The organism is Streptomyces sp. NPDC058289, assembly GCF_042880975.1.
In the GTDB taxonomy this organism is placed as follows: Bacteria; Actinomycetota; Actinomycetes; order Streptomycetales; family Streptomycetaceae; genus Streptomyces; species Streptomyces stoeckheimensis.
In genome coordinates this window covers 17697-31762 of the sequence record NZ_JBHVYI010000094.1, presented here as the reverse complement: position 1 = coordinate 31762, position 14066 = coordinate 17697, and the positions used below count along the sequence as shown (strand labels likewise).

The window sequence follows — 14066 nt, the reverse complement described above, 5'->3', positions numbered from 1 at the left end:
TTTGTAGATGGTCTCCGCTTTACCCGGGGCGCAACCCGATCACTGGTTTCGGACCGGGGGCCGCGGGGCACCCCCCCCGTGGCCCCGCTGCGTTGTCATAGGCAGCCGTTAGTCTGGCGACCGCAACCATCAATTGATCAGCCACGAGGGCGAGGCACCACCTCCGCGAGAGCGGCGGCGGTTTAGCCGCAAAGGGGGGAGACGGGGTGCGCGTACTCGGCGTTGACCCGGGGCTGACCCGATGCGGTGTCGGTGTGGTCGAGGGGGTGGCCGGCCGTCCCCTGACGATGCTGGGCGTGGGGGTCGTACGGACGCCCGCGGACGCCGAGTTGGGCCACCGGCTCGTCGCGATCGAGCAGGGCATCGAGGAGTGGCTCGACGAGTACGAGCCCGAAGTCGTCGCCGTGGAGCGGGTGTTCAGCCAGCACAACGTCAGCACGGTGATGGGCACCGCCCAGGCCAGTGCCGTCGCCATGCTGTGCGCCGCCCGCCGGGGCATACCGGTCGCGCTGCACACCCCGAGCGAGGTCAAGGCCGCCGTCACCGGCAGCGGTCGCGCCGACAAGGCGCAGGTCGGAGCCATGGTCACCCGGCTGCTGCGGCTGTCCGCCCCGCCCAAGCCCGCCGACGCCGCGGACGCCCTCGCCCTCGCCATCTGCCACATCTGGCGCGCCCCCGCGCAGAACCGCCTCCAGCAGGCCGTCAACCGGCATGCCAGCGCCCTGAAAGGCCGCACCACATGATCGCCTTCGTCAGCGGCCCGGTCGCCGCGCTCGCCCCCACCCTGGCCGTCATCGAGGTCGGGGGAGTGGGCATGGCCGTGCACTGCACGCCGAACACCATCGCGGGCCTGCGGACCGGTGAGCAGGCCCGGCTGGCGACGTCCCTGGTCGTACGGGAGGACTCGCTGACGCTGTACGGCTTCGCCGACGACGACGAGCGCCAGGTCTTCGAGCTCCTGCAGACCGCCAGCGGGGTCGGGCCGAAGCTGGCACAGGCGATGCTGGCGGTGCACAGCCCGGACGCGCTGCGCATCGCCGTCTCGGTGGGGGACGAGAAGGCGCTGATGGCCGTCTCCGGCATCGGGAAGAAGGGCGCGCAGAAGCTGCTGCTGGACCTCAAGGACAAGCTGGGCGCGCCGCTCGGGTCGAGCGGGATGGTCGGCGCGCAGCGCGCGGCGGCCTCCGGCCCGGCGCCGTGGTCGGAGCAGCTTTCCGCGGCACTGGTCGGGCTGGGCTACGCACCCCGCGACGCGGAGGACGCGGTCTCGGCCGTCACCCCCCAGGCGGAGGCGGCGATCGCCGCCGGCGGTTCGGCCCCGGTTCCGCAGCTCCTGCGCGCGGCCCTGCAGTCCCTGAACCGGGCCCGGTAGACGGGTGCGGGGCCGTTGCCGGGGACCAGCCCCCGGACCCCCGCGCCTCAAACGCCGGCGGGGCTGAATATGGCCGGCGTGTGACGCGCGGGTCTGGGACGAGCCCAGGAAACGGCGAAAGGGCGGGGCGGGGAGAATGCCCCGCAGGGCCGCCCGCACACGACGGACCACCGCACCACCCCGAGAAGGCAGACTGACACCGTGAACTGGGATGACGAGAGCGACGACCGGATCGTCGCAGCCGCGGCGGACGGCGAGGACACCGCCGTCGAGGCGGCCCTGCGGCCCAAGGACCTCGGCGAGTTCGTCGGGCAGGAGAAGGTCCGCCAGCAGCTGGACCTCGTCCTGAAGGCGGCCCGCCAGCGCGGTGCCACCGCCGATCACGTGCTGCTGTCGGGCGCCCCGGGCCTGGGGAAGACCACCCTGTCCATGATCATCGCGGCCGAGATGGGCGCGCCCATCCGGATCACCTCCGGCCCCGCCATCCAGCACGCGGGCGACCTCGCCGCCATCCTCTCCTCCCTCCAGGAGGGCGAGGTCCTCTTCCTCGACGAGATCCACCGCATGTCCCGGCCCGCCGAGGAAATGCTCTACATGGCCATGGAGGACTTCCGCGTCGACGTGATCGTCGGCAAGGGGCCGGGAGCCACCGCCATCCCGCTGGAGCTGCCCCCGTTCACCCTCGTCGGGGCCACGACCCGGGCCGGGCTGCTCCCGCCCCCGCTGCGGGACCGCTTCGGCTTCACCGGCCACATGGAGTTCTACGCCCCCGAGGAGCTGGAGCGCGTCATCCACCGCTCCGCGCGGCTCCTCGACGTGGAGATCGACACCGCCGGCGCCGCCGAGATCGCCGGCCGCTCGCGCGGAACCCCCCGTATCGCCAACCGGCTGCTGCGCCGCGTCCGCGACTACGCCCAGGTCAGGGCCGACGGCGTGATCAACCGCGCGGTCGCCGGCACCGCCCTGAAGGTGTACGAGGTCGACGAGCGCGGGCTCGACCGGCTGGACCGGGCCGTCCTGGAGGCGCTCCTGAAGCTCTTCGGCGGGGGACCGGTCGGCCTGTCGACGCTCGCGGTCGCCGTCGGCGAGGAGCGGGAGACCGTGGAAGAGGTGGCCGAGCCGTTCCTCGTCCGGGAAGGACTGCTGGCCCGGACCCCTCGGGGGCGGGTCGCGACCCCGGCCGCATGGGCTCACCTGGGACTTGTTCCGCCACAGCACGGCGGGAACGGATCAAGCGGACAACAGGGCCTCTTCGGGACCTGACGGCGCGGAGGTTCGCCCCCTCAGGAACTGCGGTGACATGCTGGGCGTTGTTCCATCGGTGCGGACTCGCCTAGACTCCGCCGATGCCGACCCTTACGGTCGGCGTACCCACCCCCCGTACAAAGGCCGTGCGCTCGTGCGGTCGATGCGAAGGACCTGCGTCCCTTGAATATCATGTCCCTCCTTCCGTTCGTGCTGATCATCGGGGCGATGTTCCTGCTGACCCGCAGCCAGAAGAAGAAGCAGCAGCAGGCCGTGCAGATGCGCGACCAGCTGACCGCCGGCACCGGCGTCCGCACCATCGGCGGCATGTACGCCACGGTGAAGGAGATCGGCGAAGACACCGTCACGCTCGAGGTGGCCCCCGGCGTCCACGCGATCTACGCGAAGAACGCCATCGGAGCCGTGCTGGAGGACGAGGAGTACAACCGCATCGTCCACGGCATCACCGATGATCTGACGATCGACACGCCGGTCGTCCCGGACGACGCGTCCTCCCTGACCGGGGACGAGGCCCCCAAGCTCGACCTGGGCAAGAAGGACGAGCCCAAGGCCGATGAGCCCGCGGCGGAGGAGTCCAAGGGCGACGAGCCCAAGGACGGCAAGAGCGACGGCGACGCCGGCGCGAAGTAGCGCTGGGCAGGGGACCGTGCGGGGCGCCTGACCGGCAGCTCCGGCGGCCCCCGCCAGTGACCCTTCTGCGGGGGGCAGGGGTCCCCACACACATTTCGTGGCCGTCCACGCGCTGACCCGGCGCGGGGCGGTTGGACAGGGAGATACGACAAGGTGGCAGCACCGAAGAAGGGCCGGCGGCCCACGGGGGCTCAGGGGAGGCCGGGGCGTGCCCTGGCCATCATCCTGATCGCGATGGTGGCGCTCACCGCGGGGATGTTCCTCACGAAGCAGACGACGCCGCGACTCGGCATCGACCTCGCCGGCGGTACGAGCATCACGCTCAAGGCCAAGAGCGAGCCCGGCAAGCCGGACGCGATCAACGAGACCAACATGAACACGGCGGTCGGCATCATCGAGCGCCGCGTCAACGGTCTCGGTGTGTCGGAGGCCGAGGTCCAGACCCAGGGCCGCGACCACATCATCGTGAACATCCCCAAGGGGACGAACGAGCAGCAGGCGCGCGAGCAGGTCGGTACCACCGCCCAGCTGTACTTCCGCCCCGTGCTCGCCACGGCGGATGGTGCCCCGGTCGCCCCCGAGGCCAACGCGAGCGGCTCCCCGAGCGCCGCCCCGAGCGGCTCCGGCAGCCCGTCCGCCAGTGCGCCCACCCCGTCGTCCAGCGCCACTTCCCAGGGCCGTGCGGTCAGTGAGGCCCTCAAGGCCCCGAACGCCCCCTCTCCCTCGCCCTCGGCGAGCGAGTCGAAGAAGGCAGACGACAAGGCCACCCCGTCCACGTCGCCGTCCGCGCCGACCGCCGACCAGGCCGCAGCCGCGGACCTGCAGGCGAAGTTCGCCGCGCTGGACTGCAGCAACGAGGCGCAGCGCACCGCTGTCAGCAAGAACGTGAAGCCCGAGGACCCGACGCTCGCCTGCGGCAAGCGCGGCGACGCCTGGGGCAAGTGGGTGCTCGGTCCGGCCCAGGTCAACGGCCAGGACGTGAAGGACGCCAAGGGCATCATCGACCAGCAGCGCGGCATCTGGATCGTCACGATGCAGTTCACCGACAAGGGCGCCGACAAGTTCGCCAAGATCACCGGTGAGCTCGCTGCCAAGCAGTCCCCGCAGAACCAGTTCGCCATCGTGCTCGACGGCGAGGTCATCTCCGACCCGTCCGTCAGCCAGGCACTGACCGGCGGCAACGCCGAGATCTCCGGCGGCTTCACCCAGCAGTCCGCGATGGACCTGGGCAACATGCTCTCGTACGGCGCCCTGCCGCTGTCCTTCCAGGAGGACAGCGTCACCACCGTCACCGCCGCGCTCGGCAGCGAGCAGCTGAAGGCCGGCCTCATCGCCGGCGCCATCGGCCTCGCCCTCGTCGTGATCTACCTGCTGGCGTACTACCGGGGCCTGGCGTTCGTCGCCATCATCAGCCTCATCGTCTCCGGCATCCTCACCTACACGATCATGGTGCTGCTCGGAAAGGGCATCGGCTTCGCGCTGAACCTGCCGGCCGTCTGCGGTGCGATCGTCGCGATCGGCATCACCGCCGACTCGTTCATCGTGTACTTCGAACGCATCCGGGACGAGATCCGCGAGGGCCGCACCCTGCGTCCGGCCGTCGAGCGCGCCTGGCCGCGCGCCCGTCGCACCATCCTGGTCTCCGACTTCGTGTCGTTCCTGGCCGCCGCGGTGCTGTTCATCGTCACCGTCGGCAAGGTGCAGGGCTTCGCCTTCACCCTGGGTCTGACCACCCTGCTCGACGTGGTCGTGGTGTTCCTCTTCACCAAGCCCGTCATGACGCTGCTGGCCCGTACGAACTTCTTCGCCAGCGGTCACCCGTGGTCCGGGCTGGACCCGAAGCGACTGGGCGCGAAGCCGCCGCTGCGACGCTCGCGTCGTACCGGCTCCGACGCGGCCGCCGCGACCGTCTCCGTTCCCGTCGACGCAAAGGAGGCGTGAGAGATGTCGAAGCTCGGAGATCTCGGCGCCAAGCTGTACCGGGGTGAGGTCGGCTACGACTTCGTCGGCAAGCGCTTCGTCTGGTACGGCGTTTCCATCCTGATCACCATCACGGCGATCGTTGCCCTGGCCGTTCAGGGCCTCAACATGGGCATCGAGTTCAAGGGCGGTGCCGTATTCACCACCCCGAAGACCTCCGTCTCGGAGACCCAGGCCCGCGAGGACGCGGAAGAGGCCTCCGGCCACGACGCGATCGTCCAGAAGCTCGGCACCGGCGGTCTGCGCATCCAGATCTCGGAACTGGGCACCGATGCCGCGGCCGACGTGAAGGCCAAGCTCGCCACCGACCTCAAGGTCGACGCGGCCCAGATCAACGCGGACCTGGTCGGCCCCAGCTGGGGCGAGCAGATCGCCAACAAGGCCTGGACCGGCCTCGGCGTCTTCATGGTCCTCGTGGTGATCTACCTGGCCATCGCCTTCGAGTGGCGGATGGCGGTCGCGGCGCTCATCGCGCTGATCCACGACCTCACGATCACCGTCGGCGTGTACGCGCTGGTCGGCTTCGAGGTCACCCCGGGTACGGTCATCGGTCTGCTGACCATCCTCGGTTACTCCCTCTACGACACCGTCGTCGTCTTCGACGGTCTCAAGGAGGGCTCGAAGGACATCACCAAGCAGTCCCGCTGGACGTACAGCGAGATCGCCAACCGCAGCATCAACGGCACCCTGGTCCGTTCGATCAACACCACCGTCGTGGCGCTGCTCCCCGTCGGCGCGCTACTCTTCATCGGTGGCGGCATCCTCGACGCCGGCATGCTGAACGACATCTCGCTGTCGCTGTTCGTCGGCCTCGCGGCCGGCGCCTACTCGTCGATCTTCATCGCGACCCCGCTGGTCGTGGACCTGAAGGAGCGCGAGCCGGCGATGAAGGCCCTGAAGAAGCGGGTGCTCGCGAAGCGGGCGTCGGCGGAAGCCAGGGGAGAATCGCCCGAGGACGCCGGGACCGAAGGCGCGCCCGAGGTAGTGGCGCAGGGCCGCTCGGGACGGCGCCGGTGACCGCGGAGCTGCCCTCCGGCGTACGGGACCTGCTGCTCAGCCGGATCACGGACGTGGCGGACTACCCGAAGCCGGGCGTGATGTTCAAGGACATCACCCCGCTGCTGGCCGACCCGAAGGCGTTCGGCGCCCTCACGGACGCGCTGGTGGCCCTGGCCGGGCAGTACGGAGCGACGAAGATCGTCGGGCTGGAGGCGCGGGGATTCATCCTGGCGGCTCCGGTGGCCGTGCAGGCGGGCATCGGCTTCGTGCCGGTCCGCAAGGCCGGGAAGCTGCCCGGGGCGACGCTCCTGCAGTCCTACGACCTGGAGTACGGGTCGGCGGAGATCGAGATCCACGCGGAGGCGCTGTGCGCCGACGACCGGGTCATGGTCATCGACGACGTGCTGGCCACCGGTGGTACCGCTGCGGCCTCGCTGGAGCTGATCCGGCGGGCCGGGGCGGAGGTCGCCGGGGTCGCGGTCCTGATGGAGCTCTCGTTCCTGGCGGGTCGTGAGCGGCTGTCGCCGACGCTGGGCGATGCTCCGCTGGACGCGCTGATCGTGGTCTGACCTCGCTTTTCCACGAAGCGGGCGTGCACCGGGAGTCCCGGAGCGCGCCCGCTTCGGCGTGTGCGGGCCGCTGCGCGGGGCGAAGTCCCCTACCCGCCCTTCCACCGTTCCCCGGGGGCTCCGCCCCGGACCCCGGTCCTCAAACGCCGGACGGGCTGATTCGCGCAGGCTCGGGGAACGGGGTGGCGGAACCCTCGCTACGATGGGTTATCCGGACCGGACACGGGCACCGGATCCTCCCCCACACTCCGTGCGGGGGGACCCCCTGAGGAGCGCTCTTGCCAGACGAGGTCCAGCCAATCTCCGCCGCGCAGCCCGATCCGCAGGCCGAGCCGGCCGCGGCGGGCCCCGCCGCGCCGCCGGCCGCCGAGGTACCGCCGACCCCGGCGCCCGCGCCTCCGGTCAAGCCCGCGTCCGCGAAGTCGGCCGGGTCCTCCAATCGGGTGCGCGCCCGGCTGGCCCGCCTCGGCGGCCAGCGTTCCAACCCGTACAACCCGGTCCTGGAACCGCTGCTCCGCATAGTCCGCAGCAACGACCCGAAGATCGAGACGGCCACCCTGCGCCAGATCGAGCAGGCGTACCAGGTCGCCGAGCGCTGGCACCGCGGCCAGAAGCGCAAGAGCGGCGACCCGTACATCACCCACCCGCTCGCGGTGACCACGATCCTCGCCGAGCTGGGCATGGACCCGGCCACGCTGATGGCGGGGCTGCTCCACGACACCGTCGAGGACACCGAGTACGGGCTGGAGGACCTGCGGCGCGACTTCGGCGACGCGGTGACCCTGCTCGTCGACGGAGTCACCAAGCTCGACCGCGTCAAGTTCGGCGAGGCCGCCCAGGCCGAGACCGTCCGCAAGATGGTCGTGGCCATGGCCAAGGACCCCCGGGTCCTGGTCATCAAGCTCGCCGACCGCCTGCACAACATGCGCACCATGCGTTATCTCAAGCGGGAGAAGCAGGAGAAGAAGGCCCGCGAGACCCTTGAGATCTACGCCCCGCTGGCGCACCGGCTGGGCATGAACACCATCAAGTGGGAGCTGGAGGACCTCGCCTTCGCGATCCTCTACCCCAAGATGTACGACGAGATCGTGCGGCTGGTGGCCGAACGGGCCCCCAAGCGCGACGAGTACCTCACCGTCGTCACCGACGAGGTGCAGGCCGACCTCCGGGCCGCCCGCATCAAGGCCACCGTCACCGGGCGCCCCAAGCACTACTACAGCGTCTACCAGAAGATGATCGTGCGCGGCCGCGACTTCGCCGAGATCTACGACCTGGTCGGCATCCGGGTCCTCGTCGACACCGTCCGGGACTGCTACGCCGCCCTCGGCACCGTGCACGCGCGATGGAATCCGGTCCCCGGCCGGTTCAAGGACTACATCGCGATGCCGAAGTTCAACATGTACCAGTCGCTCCACACGACGGTCATCGGACCCAGCGGCAAGCCGGTTGAGCTCCAGATCCGCACCTTCGACATGCACCGCCGCGCCGAGTACGGCATCGCCGCGCACTGGAAGTACAAGCAGCAGACCGTCGCCGGCACCTCCAAGGTACGGACCGACGTGCCGCAGGCGGCCAAGGGCAGCGCGGGCCACGACACCGTCAACGACATGGCGTGGCTGCGCCAGCTGCTGGACTGGCAGAAGGAGACCGAGGACCCGAGCGAGTTCCTCGACTCGCTGCGCTTCGACCTCTCGCGCAACGAGGTCTTCGTCTTCACGCCCAAGGGCGATGTCATCGCCCTGCCGGCCGGCGCCACCCCCGTCGACTTCGCGTACGCCGTCCACACCGAGGTCGGCCACCGCACCATAGGAGCGCGGGTCAACGGGCGGCTCGTACCGCTCGAATCGACCCTCGACAACGGCGACCTGGTCGAGGTCTTCACCTCCAAGGCCGAGGGCGCCGGCCCGTCCCGCGACTGGCTGGGCTTCGTCAAGTCCCCCCGGGCCCGCAACAAGATCCGCGCCTGGTTCTCCAAGGAGCGCCGCGACGAGGCGATCGAACACGGCAAGGACGCCATCGCGCGGGCGATGCGCAAGCAGAACCTGCCGATCCAGCGCATCCTGACCGGGGACTCCCTCGTCACCCTCGCGCACGAGATGCGCTACCCCGACATCTCCTCGCTCTACGCGGCGATCGGCGAGGGCCACGTCACCGCGCAGAACGTCGTGCAGAAGCTGGTCCAGGCCCTCGGCGGCGAGGACGCGGCCAACGAGGACATCGAGGACAGCATCCCGCCGGCCCGCGGCCGCAGCACCCGCCGCGGCAACGCCGACCCCGGCGTGGTGGTCAAGGGCGTCGAGGACGTGTGGGTCAAGCTGGCCCGCTGCTGCACCCCGGTGCCGGGCGACCCCATCATCGGGTTCGTCACCCGCGGCAGCGGCGTATCGGTCCACCGTGCCGACTGCGTCAACGTGGACTCCCTCTCCCAGCAGCCCGAGCGGATGCTGGAGGTCGAGTGGGCGCCCACCCAGTCCTCCGTCTTCCTGGTCGCCATCCAGGTCGAGGCGCTGGACCGGTCCCGGCTGCTGTCGGACGTCACCCGGGTCCTGTCGGACCAGCACGTGAACATCCTGTCGGCGGCCGTGCAGACCTCGCGGGACCGGGTGGCCACCTCCCGGTTCACCTTCGAGATGGGCGACCCGAAGCACCTGGGCCACGTCCTGAAGGCCGTACGGGGCGTCGAGGGCGTCTACGACGTCTACCGCGTGACCTCGGCCAGGAGGCCCTGACCCCGGCACGTGAGAGGGCCCCGGTACGCATGACACGTACCGGGGCCCTCTTTTGGCTGACGGTCACCTCGGCCATCAATTGAGCAACTCCCACGGCGAGCAACCACCTCCGCGAGAGCGGCGCCGGTTTAGGCGCAAAGGGGGGCGAATCAGCCGCCGAACTCCTCGAGGCCCTTCAGCGCCTGGTCCAGCAGGGCCTGGCGGCCCTCCAGCTCCCGGGACAGCTTGTCGGCCTTGGAGTTGTTGCCCTGGGCGCGCGCCGCGTCGATCTGGCCGCGCAGCTTGTCGACCGCCGCCTGCAGCTGGCCCGTCAGACCGGCCGCACGGGCCCGCGCCTCCGGGTTCGTACGCCGCCACTCGCCTTCCTCGGCCTCCTGGATGGCCCGCTCGACGGTGTGCATCCGGCCCTCGACCTTGGGACGCGCGTCCCGCGGTACGTGGCCGATGGCCTCCCAGCGCTCGTTCAGGGAGCGGAACGCGGCGCGGGCCGCCTTCAGGTCCGTGATCGGGACGAGCTTCTCGGCCTCGTCGGCCAGCTCCTCCTTCAGCTTCAGGTTCTCCACCTGCTCCGCGTCGCGCTCCGCGAACACCTCGCTGCGCGCCGCGAAGAACACGTCCTGGGCGCCGCGGAAACGGTTCCACAGGTCGTCCTCGGACTCGCGCTGCGCGCGGCCCGCGGCCTTCCAGCTCTCCATCAGCTCGCGGTAGCGCGCGGCCGTCGGACCCCAGTCGGTCGACTTCGACAGCGCCTCGGCCTCCGCGACCAGCTTCTCTTTGACCTTGCGGGCGTCCTCGCGCTGCGCGTCGAGCGAGGCGAAGTGGGCCTTGCGGCGCTTGGAGAAGGCGGAGCGGGCGTGCGAGAAGCGGTGCCACAGCTCGTCGTCCGACTTGCGGTCGAGGCGGGGCAGACCCTTCCAGATGTCCACCAGGGCCCGCAGCCGCTCGCCGGCACTGCGCCACTGGTCGCTCTGCGCCAGCTCCTCGGCCTCGGCCACCAGCGCGTCCTTGGCCGTACGGGCCTCGTCCGTCTGCTTGGCCTTCTGGACCTTGCGCTCCTCACGGCGCGAGTCCACGGTCGACACCAGCTTGTCGAGCCGGACGCGCAGCGCGTCGAGGTCGCCGACGGCGTGGTGCTCGTCCACCTGCGTGCGCAGGTGCTCGATGGCCGTCTGGGCGTCCTTGGCGGCCAGATCGGTGGTCCGCACCCGTCGTTCGAGGAGGCCGATCTCGACCACCAGGCCCTCGTACTTGCGCTCGAAGTAGGCCAGGGCCTCCTCCGGGGTGCCGGCCTGCCACGAGCCGACGACCTTCTCGCCATCGGCAGTACGCACGTACACGGTGCCGGTCTCGTCGACTCGGCCCCACGGGTCGCTGCTCACAGCGCCTCCTCCACCTGATGCCTGCGAGGGGTTCACCCCCTGGGCATCGTCCACAGTTTCCTGGGGCGGGCCGCGCCCGCCCTGCACAACGCCAACATAGGCGACCGCCGGGCCGGCTGTCCGCATCCAGCACGACGGAATATCGCCGTACCGGAGCGCCTTCGAGGAAATCGATTCGAGGAATCGAGGAGACAGCCCGGGCCCGGGGTGCCCGGTCCCGGTCAGTTCTGGGTGACGGTGCCCTTCTCGATGGTCACGGGGGTCTTGGGGGCCCCGTCCTGGCCGCCGTCGGCCGTGCCTGCCTTGGCCACCTCTTCGAGCACCTTCAGTCCGGCTGCGTCGATCTTGCCGAAGGGGGTGTACGAGGGAGTCAGCGGGCTGTCCTTGTAGACCAGGAAGAACTGGCTGCCGCCCGAGCCGGGCTGGCCGGTGTTGGCCATCGCCACCGTGCCCGCCGGGTAGACGACCTGGCCGGTCTCGTCGGGCTTGCCCAGCGAGTCGAGGTTCTCGTCCGCGATGGTGTAGCCGGGGCCGCCCATGCCGGTGCCCTGCGGGTCGCCGCACTGCAGGACGAAGATCCCGCTCGTCGTCAGGCGGTGGCACTTGGTGTTGTCGAAGAACTTCTTGTCGGCGAGCGACTTGAACGAGTTGACCGTCTGCGGGGTCTTCGCCGCGTCCATCTCGAACTTGACGTCGCCGGCGCTGGTCTTCAGGTCGAAGGTGTACTTCGCCTTGGCGTCGATCGCCATCGCCGGGGAGGGGGACTGCTGCGGGGTGGGCGAGGCCGAAGGGGTCACGGCCGGATCGGCCGCCTCGTCCTTCTTGTCCTTGTCGAAGACACCGCCGGCCACGAGGCCGACCAGCGTCGCCACGACCACGGCCACCGCCGCGCCGATCACGGCGAGCCGCCTGCGCGACTTCTGCCGCGCTTCGGCACGCCGCTTCTGCTGGCGTTCGTACTTCTCCCTGGCGAGCTGGCGCCGCCGCTGATCGCTCGTGACCACCGGGTCGTCTCCTTGTGCGTCTCTGGTACCACTGTCCGGGCTGGGTTAGGCCGTACCGTATATGGGTTCGCTGTGTAATGAGCGGCGCCGGTAGGCTCTGAGCAGCAGCATTCCGATCTGCAGCCTCCCGCCGGACGACGATTGAGGACGAACGTGCTGATTGCCGGATTCCCCGCCGGGGCCTGGGGGACCAACTGTTACGTGGTCGCCCCCGCCGCCGGTGAGGAGTGCGTCATCATCGACCCGGGCCACCAGGCCACCCAGGGTGTCGAAGAGACGCTGAAGAAGCATCGGCTCAAGCCCGTCGCGGTCGTCCTCACCCATGGCCACATCGATCATGTGGCCTCGGTGGTCCCGGTGTGCGGAGCACACGACGTACCGGCCTGGATCCACCCCGAGGACCGCTTCATGATGAGCGACCCGGAGAAGGCCCTCGGCCGTTCCCTCGGAGCCCAGCTCATGGGCGAGCTCACGGTGGGGGAGCCCTCCGACGTCAAGGAGCTCACTGACGGTGCGCAGCTCGCCCTGGCCGGCATGGAGCTCACCGTGTCGCACGCCCCCGGACATACCAGGGGGTCGGTGACCTTCGGGATGCCCGCGGCGGCGGACATCCCGCCGCTGCTGTTCTCGGGCGACCTGCTCTTCGCCGGCTCCATCGGGCGCACCGACTTCCCCGGCGGCAGCCACGCCGACATGCTCGAGTCGCTGGCCCGCGTGTGCCTGCCGCTCGACGATTCGACCGTGGTGCTGCCCGGACACAACGAGCACACGACCATTGGCCGTGAGCGAGCCACCAACCCGTACCTGCGGCAGGTGGCCGCCGGCCTGGGAGACGGCTTCACGTCTCCACGACGAGGAATGTGACGAGAGTTTCGTGAGTACTTTTCAGGCCCCCAAGGGCACGTACGACCTGCTGCCGCCCCGCTCTGCGACCTTCCTGGCGGTGCGCGAGGCGATCTCGGCGCCCCTGAAGAACTCCGGCTACGGATACGTGGAGACCCCCGGCTTCGAGAACGTCGAGCTGTTCTCGCGCGGCGTCGGCGAGTCCACCGACATCGTCAGCAAGGAGATGTACACCCTCACCACGAAGGGCGGCGACCAGCTCGCCCTGCGCCCCGAGGGCACCGCCTCCGTGCTCCGCGCCGCCCTGCAGGGCAACCTGCACAAGCTCGGCGGCCTGCCCGTCAAGCTCTGGTACTCCGGCTCCTACTACCGCTACGAGCGGGCCCAGGCGGGCCGCTACCGCCACTTCTCCCAGGTCGGCGCCGAGGCGATCGGAGCCGAGGACCCGGCCCTGGACGCCGAGCTGATCATCCTGGCCGACCAGGCGTACCGCTCGCTGGGGCTGCGCAACTTCCGGATCCTGCTGAACTCGCTCGGCGACAAGGAGTGCCGCCCGGTGTACCGGGAGGCCCTCCAGGCCTTCCTGCGCGGGCTCGACCTCGACGCGGAGACCGTGCGACGGGCCGAGATCAACCCGCTGCGCGTCCTCGACGACAAGCGGGCCGACGTGCAGAAGCAGCTCGTCGGCGCCCCGATGCTGCGCGACTACCTCTGCGACGCCTGCAAGGCGTACCACGAGGAGGTGCGGGCGCTGGTGACGGCGGCCGGGGTCGCCTTCGAGGACGACGAGAAGCTCGTGCGCGGCCTGGACTACTACACCCGCACCACCTTCGAGTTCGTCCACGACGGTCTGGGCTCCCAGTCCGCGGTGGGCGGCGGCGGCCGCTACGACGGCCTCTCCGAGATGATCGGCGGACCGGCGCTGCCTTCGGTGGGCTGGGCGCTGGGCGTCGACCGCACGGTGCTGGCGCTCGAAGCCGAGGGCGTCGAACTGGACATCCCCGCCTCGACCTCCGTCTTCGCGGTGGCGCTCGGCGCGGCGAAGCCGGTGCTGTTCGGTCTGGTGACCGAGCTGCGGCGGGCCGGTGTGGCCGCGGACATCTCGTACGGGGGCAAGGGCCTCAAGGGTGCGATGAAGGACGCGAACCGTTCGGGCGCGCGGTTCGCGGTGGTCGCGGGGGACCGTGACCTCGAAGAGGGCGTAGTCCAGCTGAAGGACATGGAGTCCGGGGAGCAGGCGCCGGTGGCACTGGCCGATGTGGTCGCCACGGTCCAGGCGCGCCTGGCCTGACCGG

Annotated in this window: 12 protein-coding genes; 10 read left to right on the top strand and 2 right to left on the bottom strand. The window is 70.4% G+C overall.

The features are described 5' to 3' along the window. Positions 1–206: 206 nt before the first annotated feature. The 8 genes from ruvC (at position 207) to ACFVX6_RS33680 (ending at position 9545) form a co-directional block, all read left to right on the top strand. Positions 207–743 (top strand): crossover junction endodeoxyribonuclease RuvC, encoded by a 537-nt coding sequence (gene ruvC, locus ACFVX6_RS33715; RefSeq protein ID WP_389697978.1) that lies wholly within the window; start codon positions 207–209, stop codon positions 741–743. Beyond that, entirely contained in the window at positions 740–1372 is a 633-nt protein-coding gene (gene ruvA, locus ACFVX6_RS33710) for a Holliday junction branch migration protein RuvA (RefSeq protein WP_389697976.1), read from the top strand. Before ruvC ends, ruvA begins: the two co-directional genes overlap by 4 nt. Positions 1373–1573: 201 nt before the next feature. Beyond that, positions 1574–2635, top strand: a complete 1062-nt coding sequence (gene ruvB, locus ACFVX6_RS33705) for a Holliday junction branch migration DNA helicase RuvB (protein ID WP_274547951.1) — start codon at positions 1574–1576, stop codon at positions 2633–2635. A 165-nt stretch (positions 2636–2800) separates the two neighbouring features. Continuing rightward, entirely contained in the window at positions 2801–3268 is a 468-nt protein-coding gene (yajC, locus tag ACFVX6_RS33700; RefSeq protein ID WP_389697974.1) for a preprotein translocase subunit YajC, read from the top strand. A gap of 153 nt (positions 3269–3421) precedes the next feature. Next, positions 3422–5209: a protein translocase subunit SecD gene (gene secD, locus ACFVX6_RS33695; RefSeq protein ID WP_389697972.1), complete on the top strand. Its 1788-nt coding sequence runs from the start codon at positions 3422–3424 to the stop codon at positions 5207–5209. Positions 5210–5212: 3 nt separating this feature from the next. After that, positions 5213–6265 carry a protein translocase subunit SecF gene (gene secF / locus ACFVX6_RS33690; RefSeq protein ID WP_389697970.1) on the top strand — a complete coding sequence of 351 codons (1053 nt, stop codon included), beginning with the start codon at positions 5213–5215 and terminating at the stop codon, positions 6263–6265. Continuing rightward, positions 6262–6816 carry an adenine phosphoribosyltransferase gene (locus tag ACFVX6_RS33685; RefSeq protein WP_389697968.1) on the top strand — a complete coding sequence of 185 codons (555 nt, stop codon included), beginning with the start codon at positions 6262–6264 and terminating at the stop codon, positions 6814–6816. Before secF ends, ACFVX6_RS33685 begins: the two co-directional genes overlap by 4 nt. A gap of 278 nt (positions 6817–7094) precedes the next feature. Beyond that, the gene (locus ACFVX6_RS33680; protein WP_389697966.1) at positions 7095–9545 is read left to right on the top strand and encodes a RelA/SpoT family protein; all 2451 of its coding nucleotides are present in this window, start codon (positions 7095–7097) and stop codon (positions 9543–9545) included. A gap of 149 nt (positions 9546–9694) precedes the next feature. Here the strand turns inward: ACFVX6_RS33680 and ACFVX6_RS33675 are convergent, their stop codons facing one another. Together ACFVX6_RS33675 and ACFVX6_RS33670 are read right to left on the bottom strand one after the other, a co-directional pair. Next, complete coding sequence (locus tag ACFVX6_RS33675; RefSeq protein WP_389697964.1) at positions 9695–10924, bottom strand: DUF349 domain-containing protein; 1230 nt, start codon at positions 10922–10924, stop codon at positions 9695–9697. Positions 10925–11145: 221 nt separating this feature from the next. Further along, positions 11146–11928 carry a peptidylprolyl isomerase gene (locus ACFVX6_RS33670; protein ID WP_389697962.1) on the bottom strand — a complete coding sequence of 261 codons (783 nt, stop codon included), beginning with the start codon at positions 11926–11928 and terminating at the stop codon, positions 11146–11148. A gap of 153 nt (positions 11929–12081) precedes the next feature. Between ACFVX6_RS33670 and ACFVX6_RS33665 the strand changes: the two genes are divergently transcribed. Further along, positions 12082–12792, top strand: coding sequence for an MBL fold metallo-hydrolase (locus ACFVX6_RS33665; protein WP_356513523.1), 711 nt, complete (start codon positions 12082–12084; stop codon positions 12790–12792). 10 nt (positions 12793–12802) lie between these two features. Continuing rightward, positions 12803–14062 carry a histidine--tRNA ligase gene (gene hisS, locus ACFVX6_RS33660; RefSeq protein ID WP_389697960.1) on the top strand — a complete coding sequence of 420 codons (1260 nt, stop codon included), beginning with the start codon at positions 12803–12805 and terminating at the stop codon, positions 14060–14062. Positions 14063–14066 lie beyond the last annotated feature (4 nt).